Annotated in this window: 9 protein-coding genes and 1 pseudogene; 5 read left to right on the top strand and 5 right to left on the bottom strand. The window is 69.5% G+C overall.

The annotated features are described in order from the left end of the window. Window positions 1-122 (bottom strand): annotated as a pseudogene (locus V6M42_RS15310) (hypothetical protein); the annotation flags it as partial. Window positions 123-337: 215 nt separating this feature from the next. On the opposite strand from V6M42_RS15310, the gene V6M42_RS12035 reads away from it, so the two are divergent. Then, entirely contained in the window at window positions 338-787 is a 450-nt protein-coding gene (locus tag V6M42_RS12035) for a hypothetical protein (RefSeq protein ID WP_332678662.1), read from the top strand. Here the strand turns inward: V6M42_RS12035 and V6M42_RS12030 are convergent. After that, complete coding sequence (locus tag V6M42_RS12030; RefSeq protein ID WP_332678660.1) at window positions 784-1266, bottom strand: group III truncated hemoglobin; 483 nt, start codon at window positions 1264-1266, stop codon at window positions 784-786. The two genes, V6M42_RS12035 and V6M42_RS12030, sit on opposite strands and share 4 nt — an antisense overlap. Window positions 1267-1518: 252 nt before the next feature. Here V6M42_RS12030 and V6M42_RS12025 point away from each other — a divergent pair, with 252 nt between their 5' ends. Further along, window positions 1519-3141, top strand: coding sequence for an ABC-F family ATP-binding cassette domain-containing protein (locus V6M42_RS12025; protein WP_332678659.1), 1623 nt, complete (start codon window positions 1519-1521; stop codon window positions 3139-3141). Here the strand turns inward: V6M42_RS12025 and V6M42_RS12020 are convergent. Genes V6M42_RS12020 through V6M42_RS12010 form a run of 3 tightly spaced genes read right to left on the bottom strand, consistent with a single transcriptional unit; the run spans window position 3125 to window position 4988 of the window. Next, on the bottom strand, window positions 3125-3568 hold the full coding sequence (locus V6M42_RS12020) for a flagellar basal-body protein FlbY (protein ID WP_332658953.1): 444 nt from the start codon (window positions 3566-3568) through the stop codon (window positions 3125-3127). The two genes, V6M42_RS12025 and V6M42_RS12020, sit on opposite strands and share 17 nt — an antisense overlap. Beyond that, a complete protein-coding gene (locus V6M42_RS12015; protein ID WP_332658954.1) occupies window positions 3565-3882 on the bottom strand; it encodes a rod-binding protein in 318 nt (105 codons plus the stop codon). The genes V6M42_RS12020 and V6M42_RS12015 overlap by 4 nt, the downstream gene beginning before the upstream one ends. Window positions 3883-3884: 2 nt before the next feature. Then, window positions 3885-4988, bottom strand: coding sequence for a flagellar basal body P-ring protein FlgI (locus V6M42_RS12010; protein WP_332678658.1), 1104 nt, complete (start codon window positions 4986-4988; stop codon window positions 3885-3887). Between the two features lie 183 nt (window positions 4989-5171). Here V6M42_RS12010 and V6M42_RS12005 point away from each other — a divergent pair, with 183 nt between their 5' ends. The 3 genes from V6M42_RS12005 to gltX form a co-directional block, all read left to right on the top strand. Beyond that, complete coding sequence (locus tag V6M42_RS12005; RefSeq protein WP_332658956.1) at window positions 5172-5597, top strand: flagellar assembly protein FliX; 426 nt, start codon at window positions 5172-5174, stop codon at window positions 5595-5597. Between the two features lie 185 nt (window positions 5598-5782). Next, window positions 5783-6214 carry an RNA polymerase-binding protein DksA gene (gene dksA, locus V6M42_RS12000; protein WP_332658957.1) on the top strand — a complete coding sequence of 144 codons (432 nt, stop codon included), beginning with the start codon at window positions 5783-5785 and terminating at the stop codon, window positions 6212-6214. 73 nt (window positions 6215-6287) lie between these two features. Further along, a partial coding sequence (gene gltX, locus V6M42_RS11995) for a glutamate--tRNA ligase (protein WP_332678655.1) occupies window positions 6288-7513 on the top strand: 1226 nt, incomplete at its 3' end.

The raw sequence follows: 7513 nt of genomic DNA, 5'->3' as shown, positions 1-7513 counted from the left end.
TTGCCCGAGCCGGACAGGCCCGTCATGACCACCAGCTGCTCGCGCGGAATGTCGAGGTCGACGCCCTTGAGATTGTGCTCGCGCGCGCCGCGCACGCGGATGAAGTTGTGCTTTTCGGTCATGCCTGTCCGGGAACGCGATGGGGCCGGGGAGGGTCCGGCGCGACCCCGTTATATGGGGATCAATTCGCGGGATTCAGCAAGAACATTGTGGGAACATTAGGGTCCTGCGCAAAACCTGCTGACACGAAACGGCAGCAGGGCCGGGTCCGGTCCGGTCAGCCGACGGTTGCCGATCACGACGGGGTCCATATAGCATCGGATTGCAGGGGGGGCTTATGAGGCAACGCAGACTGGTCCTGGGGTTGTTGGCGGTCTGCGGACTGGCGGCCTGTTCGATACCGTCCATGGAGGGCGACCCCCAGCGGGCGGCGGACGCGCAGGCTCTGTATGCCGATCTGACCGCCGGTCGGGACGACGCCCTGATCGCCCGCATGTCCTCCGGCAGTGACCCGGCGACGGTGCGGGCCCAGTTGCCCATGATCCGGTCCTTCGCTCCCGCCGGTCCGGCGCCGGAGCCGAAACCGCTCGGCTGGAGTTCGAACACCGGCACGAGCGGCCAACGCTATTTGCTGGCCCAGGAGTACGAATATCCCGACAGGTTCGTCCGGACCGACACCGGCTTCCTCAAGGAGGGAGCGGAGTGGAAGGTCGAGAGCTTCAACGTCAACGCCCGCATGAAACCCGGTGCGGCGGCCCCGGCCCCGGCGCCGGCTGCTCCGGGCTAGGACCCGGGCGGCGTCCAGGCCTGCGTCGGCCTCAGATACCGTTCGCCCTTGCCCAGCAAGACGCCCTGGGCGCCGGCGATGCCCAGTTCCAGGCTCTCGGCGATCCGACGGGCCCGTTCGATGAAATGGGCCGCCGCCGCGGGCGGGCAGATCTCCGCCGCCGTGGCCTCGAACAGCTCGAGCCAGCGGTCGAAATGGCGGGCGTCGACAGGCAAGGGCAGGTGTTTGGGCATGGGACGCCCGTGATAGACGCCGCTCATCAGGGCCACGGACGACCAGAAGAGCTTCATCTGTTCGAGATGCGGGCCCCAGTCCGAAATCCGCGCGTCGAACACCGGCCCGATCAACGGATCGCGGCGCACCCGGTCGTAGAAGGCGTCGACCAGCCGGGAAATCATCGGCTCGTCGATGCCGGTCTCGGCCTCGATGCGGCGCACGATGGCCTGGCGGCGGGTTTCGGGATCATCAGACAGGGTCACGACGACTATCTAGGCCGTCGCCGGCCGGTCCGCCATTGCGGCCAATCGCCGTGGCCATGATGCCCTGATGTGTCTCCTCGGCAGCGGTCACACGACTTCGTCAGCCGGACCGTCGCCGAAATGGCTTGCACGCGGGGCGCTTCGTCCGCATCTTCAGCCCTTCGAGTGAGTTCACTGGAGGCCCGACGATCATGATCAGCGCGCTGGAAATCGGTATCGCCCTTTCCGCTCCTCTGCTGCTCGTGCTCGCCTATGCCCTCGCTCCCAAGCCCAAACCCGTCCGCATCCGCACTCGTGACGCTCGATCGCGTCGCGGCCCGCACGCCTGACGGAAACACCCTTTTCGACAATCTGAGCCTGACGTTCGGTCGCGAACGCACGGGCGTCGTCGGCCGCAACGGCGCGGGCAAGACCACGCTGCTGCGCGTGATCGCGGGCCTCGCCGAGCCGGCCGAGGGCGCGGTCGCGCGGGTCGGCCGCATCGGCTGGCTGGAACAGCGACGGGAGCCCGCACCTGACGAAACGGCGGCCGAGGCGCTGGGCGTGGCGGGGCCTCGGGCGGTCGTTGCGCGGATTCTGGCCGGCGAGGGAACCGGCGACGATCTGGCCGATGCGGACTGGACGCTGGAGGATCGGATTTCGGCCGCCCTGGCTGAAACAGGGCTGGACGGGCTGGACCTGCAGCGACGGACCGCGTCGCTGAGCGGCGGCGAACAGACGCGACTGTGTCTGACGGCCTTGCTGCTCGCGCAGCCGGACCTGCTGGTGCTGGACGAGCCGACCAATCATCTCGACCTCGAGGGACGCGCCGTCGTCGCCGGGGTGCTGGCGCGGTGGAAGGGCGGGGCCGTGGTGGTCAGCCATGACCGCGGCCTGCTGCGGGCGATGGACCGGATCGTCGAGCTGTCGTCCCTGGGGGCGGCGACCTATGGCGGCGATTTCGACCTCTACGCCGAACGCAAGGCTGCGGAACGGGCGGCGGCCGCGCGGGATCTGGAGGTCGCCGAACGCGAGACGGGCCGGGTCGCGCGCGAAAGCCAGGCGGCGCTTGAGAAGAAGGCGCGGCGCGACAGGGCCGGGCGGGCGTTCGCGGCGAAGAAGTCGGAGCCGAAAATCCTGCTGGGGGCCATGGCCGAGCGGGCCGAAAACAGCGGGGCGCGCGGGAACCGGCTGGCCGAACGCAAGGGGGCCGAGGCCGAGGCGGCGCTGGGCGAGGCCCGCGACCGGGTCGAACGGGTGCGGGTGCTGGACATTCCAATGCCGCCCACGGGGCTGGCGGCGGGCAGGGCGGCGTTGGCGCTCGATGAGGCGACGTGGGACGCGCCGGACGGGCGGCGGATCGTGGGCCCCATATCCCTGCGGCTGACGGGGCCGGAACGGGTCGCGGTCACCGGGCCGAACGGGTCCGGGAAGACCACCCTGCTGAAGCTGATCGCCGGCGCCCTGGAGCCGTCGTCGGGCCGGGTCGAACGGCCGGTCGCCTCGGCGCTGCTGGATCAGGCGGCGGACATCCTCGATCCGGAAGAGTCCCTGATCGAGGCCTATTGGCGGCTGAACCCTGAGACGACGCCGAACGACGCCCACGCCGCCCTGGCGCGGTTTCTGTTCCGCAATACGGCGGCGCAGCGTGTCGTGGGGACGCTGTCAGGCGGCGAAAGGCTGAGGGCGGCCCTGGCCTGCGTGATGAGCGGGGCGCGGCCGCCGCAGCTGCTGATCCTCGACGAGCCGACCAACCATCTGGATCTGGACGCGATCACGGCGGTCGAGGCGGCGCTGAGGGCCTACGACGGGGCTCTTGTCGTGGTCAGCCACGACGCCGACTTCCTTGAATCGATCCGCATCGAACGGACCCTGGCCCTCAGGCCGTGCGGTTGAAGGCCACCGCACGACCGTCTCCGGCGTTGGCCTGACCGGAGGCCCCGTAGGCGGACGGCGATCCGCGCTGGCTGGCCACCTCGGCGACGATGGTCTTGACCAGGCCCTCGGAGACGATCCGGGCGGCCTCGACGGCGCGCGCGTGACGCGTCAGGACGGCCTCGAACGCCTCCGTGGCCTTGATCAGGGCCGTCCGGTCGGCGGCCGGGGCGGCGGAGAGCGCCGAGGGATCGGCCTTCACCTGGGCCGACTCGCGGCGATAGACGTTGGCCAGTTGCTGGGTCTCGGCCAGGGTCGCGGCGGCGTCCTGCGGACGGCGCGCTTCGAAAGCCTTCGATTCCTCCGCCAGACGGGCGGTGAGCCGGGCGGTCAGGTCGGTCAGCTGGCGGACGCGGGCCGTGGCGTTGACGGTGGCGGATTCGGTCATGCGGCGGGCTCCTGGGCTTCCTGCATCTTCAGCATCTGGGCCACGACCTGGTCGGCCAGGCCGATGCCGCCGGCCTTGACCGTCTGTTTGGCCATGGCCTCGACGAGGAAGCCGCGCCAGGTCCCCTCGGCCTCGCCGCCGCCGAAGGGGGCCTCGGTCGACAGGCCCTCGAACATGGGCTTCAGCATCTGCGACAGGTAGGACGCCTCGAAGGCCTCGGCGGTCTCGCGCATCTTGTCGGTCACGACGCGGGCGGCGGCGCCGGCGACGGGCTGGAGGAGGCTGGCGGCCCCGGCGGCGATCAGGGGGTTCATGCTCACATCACCTCGATGTCGGCTTGCAGGGCGCCCGCGGCCTTGATGGCCTGCAGGATGCTGATCATGTCGCGGGGGCTGACGCCCAGGGCGTTCAGGCCGTTGACCAGGGTGGACAGGGACGTCCCGCCGCCGATGATCCGCATCTCGCGGCCCAGTTCCTCCTCGACCGCGACGGTGGAGGAGGGGACGACCGCGGTCTCGCCGCGGCTGAAGGGGGCGGGCTGGCTGACCTGCGGGTTCTCCTGGACCGAGATGGTCAGGTTGCCCTGGGCGATGGCGACGGTGGAGACGCGGACGGCCTCGCCCATGACGATGACGCCGTTGACCTCGTCGATGATGACCTTGGCGGGGGCGTCGACCTGGACCGGCATGTTCTCGACCATGCTGATGAAGCCGGCCATGCCCATCTGGCCCGGCGCGCGCAGGGCGATGACGGTGCCGTTCTCGGCCAGGGCCGTGCCGGGGTAGGTCTGGTTGATGGCGGCGGCGACGCGCTGGGCCGTGGTGAAGTCGGGATTGCGCAGCGTCAGCCGCACCTCATTCATGTTCGCCAGCTGGAAGCCGGTCTCGCGCTCGACCGTGGCGCCCGAGGCGATGCGGCCGGCGGTGGGCACGCCGCGGGTCACCGAAGAGCCCGAGGCCCCGCCGCCCGAGACGGCGCCGGTCTGGATCGAGCCCTGGGCCACCGCATAGACCTGCCCGTCCGCGCCCTGCAGGCTGGTGACCAGAAGCGTGCCCCCCAGCAGGCTCTTGGCGTCGCACATGCTGGCGACGTTGACGTCGACCCGGGCGCCCGGCGTGGCGAAGGGCGGCAGTTCGGCCGTCACCATGATGGCGGCCATGTTCTTGGAGTTGGCGTTGGAGCCGCGGATGTTGACGCCCAGCCGCTCGGTCATGCCTTCCAGCGACTGGCGGGTGAAGGGGCAGTTGCGCAGGCTGTCGCCGGTGCCGTTCAGCCCGACGACCAGGCCGTAGCCGACCAGCTGGTTGGTGCGGACGCCCTCGATCGCCGCGATGTCCTTGATCCGCGACTGCGCCGAGGCGGGCGCGGCGAATCCCGCCAGGGCGGCGGCTGTCAGGAGGGAGGCGAGCAGTTTCTGCATGGGCGGGGCGTCCAGGTACTGTTGCGTTTACGGCGTTGCCAGAGCCGTGCCAGCGAAAAACCTCCACGAAAACAAGGAGCGCTGTCGTTCCGGCCGCGGAAGCGGCGGCAGAATCTGCCGGGGCGTTAACCAAACGGTGACTCGGCGCCGACGATGGTCGGGCATGTGCTGGAGTCGCATCGCATGAAGGTCACAGGCCCCTCCGGACCGTCGTCGCCGCAAGGCAGCCGTCCCGCCCGAGCGAGCGGAGGCTTTTCCGTGCCTTCCATGGGGGCCGCCGGGGCCGCGGCGCCTACGGCTTCAGCCTCGGGCGTCTCCGGCGTCAGCGATGTGTCGGCCCTGATGGCGCTGCAGGGCGTCGAGGACGTCACCGAGCGCCGTCGCCGGGCCATCCGCCGCGGCGGCGGTCTCCTGGACCGGCTGGAAGAGCTGAAATTGGCCCTGCTGCAGGGCGAGGCGGGCGAGGGAGCCCTGGATCGCCTGTCGCGGACCCTGCGCGAGGAGCGTCCGATCGACGCCGATGCAGGCCTGAACGGCCTTCTGGACCAGATCGATCTGCGCGCGGCGGTTGAACTGGCCAAGGCCGAGCTACGCCGCACTGCAGCATAAGCTGCCGTAAACGTTCGCAAAAGCGTGGTCACCGAGCGGCGGGTGATGAAGAAATGTCACGCTCGCGCCAGGACTGTAAGCTCCACAGGTCACGCTCTTGAGAGCGTTGTTGCCGCGACTCTCCGTCGACCCTATAGGCAGGGCTGCGCCACAGGGGGGCGCTGGTTGAGAGCGTGAGTGCGACTATGACCGCATTGGCCTCCGTGACTGTCGAGCCGGCCGCGTACAGGCCGTCCGACGACGAGCCGTTCATGAACGAGCGGCAGCTCGCCTATTTCAAGGGCAAGCTGATGGACTGGAAGGATGACATCCTTCGCGAGTCCAAGGGGACTGTCGTCAACCTGAAGGCCGAGACGGAAAATCATCCGGATCTGGTCGACCGGGCGTCGTCGGAATCCGACCGGGCGCTGGAACTGCGCACCCGCGATCGCCAGCGCAAGCTGATCTCCAAGATCGACGAGGCGCTGCGTCGCATCGAGGACGGCTCCTACGGCTATTGCGAGGAGACCGGCGAGCCGATCAGCCTCGGACGGCTGGAAGCCCGCCCGACGGCGACGCTGTCGGTCGAGGCCCAGGAGCGTCACGAGCGTCGGGAACGCGTCCACCGCGACGACTGACAAACGCGGCGACGCCTTGACTTGGCCGGTTTCGGGGGCGACCTAGCGCGCCTCGCGTCTCAAGGTCTGCTCCATGTCCGTCAAGGTCCGTTTCGCCCCGTCGCCGACGGGTAAGCTGCACGTCGGCAACGTCCGCACCGCTCTCGTGAACTGGATGTTCGCGAAAGGGCAGGGCGGCGCGTTCGTTCTGCGCATCGACGATACCGACCTTGCACGCTCCACGGCCGAGTTCGAGCAGGGGATCGAGGACGACCTGACCTGGCTGGGCCTCGTCTGGGACGAACGTCACAATCAATCGAAGCGGTTCGACCGCTATGAGGAGGCCGCGGCGCGCCTGAAGGCCGCCGGGCGGCTGTACGCCTGCTACGACACCTCCGAGGAACTGGACCGCCGCCGCAAGGTGCAGCTGTCGCGCGGCCTGCCGCCCATCTACGACCGCGCCGGACTGGCGCTGACGGATGCGGAAAAGGCCGCCTATGAGGCCGAGGGGCGCAAGCCGCACTGGCGCTTCAAGCTGGATGGGCGTCGCGTCGCCTGGGAGGACCTGTCGCGCGGCCACGCCGAGGTGGACACGGCCTCGATGTCGGACCCGGTGCTGATCCGGGAGGACGGCCTGTTCCTCTACACCCTGCCGTCGGTCGTCGACGACATCGACATGGCCATCACCCATGTGATCCGCGGCGAGGACCACGTCACCAACACCGGCGCCCAGATCGAGATTTTCGAGGCGCTGGGCGGGCCGGTCCCGTCATTCGCGCATATGCCCCTGCTGGTCGGCGAGGACGGGCAGGCCCTGTCCAAGCGTCTGGGCTCGCTGTCGATCGCCGAGATGCGCGACAAGGGCTATGAGCCCATCGCCATCACCAGCCATCTGGGCCGCATCGGCACCAGCGATCCGCTGGAGGTGGGGGAGTCCATCGACGCCCTCGGCGCCAGCTTCGCCTTCGCCAAGATGGGCCGGTCGCCGGCGCGCTATGACACCGCCGACCTGGACCGTCTGAACGCCCAGGCCCTGCACGCCATGCCCTACGGCGTGGCGCAGCCGCGGCTGATCGAACTGGACGCGGACCTGGGCGAGACCTTCTGGAACGGGGTCCGAGGCAACCTTCAGAAGTTCGCCGATGTCATTGAAATGGCGAAGATGGTTCGCGGTCCGATCACGCCCACGATCGAGGACCCCGCCTTCGCCCAGGCGGCGCTGGCGGCCCTGCCGGAAACCATCGACGAGACCCTGTGGCCGGTCTGGACGGCCGCGGTGAAGGAGGCGACCGGGGCCAAGGGCAAGGCGCTGTTCATGCC

Source organism: Brevundimonas sp., assembly GCF_036677305.1.
Taxonomy (GTDB): domain Bacteria; phylum Pseudomonadota; class Alphaproteobacteria; order Caulobacterales; family Caulobacteraceae; genus Brevundimonas.
This window is presented reverse-complemented; position numbering and strand designations above follow the sequence as displayed.

Bases quoted from the DNA above. Each gene is read 5' to 3' on its own strand.
- V6M42_RS12035 (WP_332678662.1), top strand. From the start codon at position 338: ATGAGGCAACGCAGACTGGTCCTGGGGTTGTTGGCGGTCTGCGGACTG.
- V6M42_RS12025 (WP_332678659.1), top strand. From the start codon at position 1,519: ATGCCCTCGCTCCCAAGCCCAAACCCGTCCGCATCCGCACTCGTGACG.
- V6M42_RS12020 (WP_332658953.1), bottom strand. From the start codon at position 3,568: ATGACCGAATCCGCCACCGTCAACGCCACGGCCCGCGTCCGCCAGCTG.
- V6M42_RS12015 (WP_332658954.1), bottom strand. From the start codon at position 3,882: ATGAACCCCCTGATCGCCGCCGGGGCCGCCAGCCTCCTCCAGCCCGTC.
- V6M42_RS12010 (WP_332678658.1), bottom strand. From the start codon at position 4,988: ATGCAGAAACTGCTCGCCTCCCTCCTGACAGCCGCCGCCCTGGCGGGA.
- V6M42_RS12005 (WP_332658956.1), top strand. From the start codon at position 5,172: ATGAAGGTCACAGGCCCCTCCGGACCGTCGTCGCCGCAAGGCAGCCGT.
- dksA (WP_332658957.1), top strand. From the start codon at position 5,783: ATGACCGCATTGGCCTCCGTGACTGTCGAGCCGGCCGCGTACAGGCCG.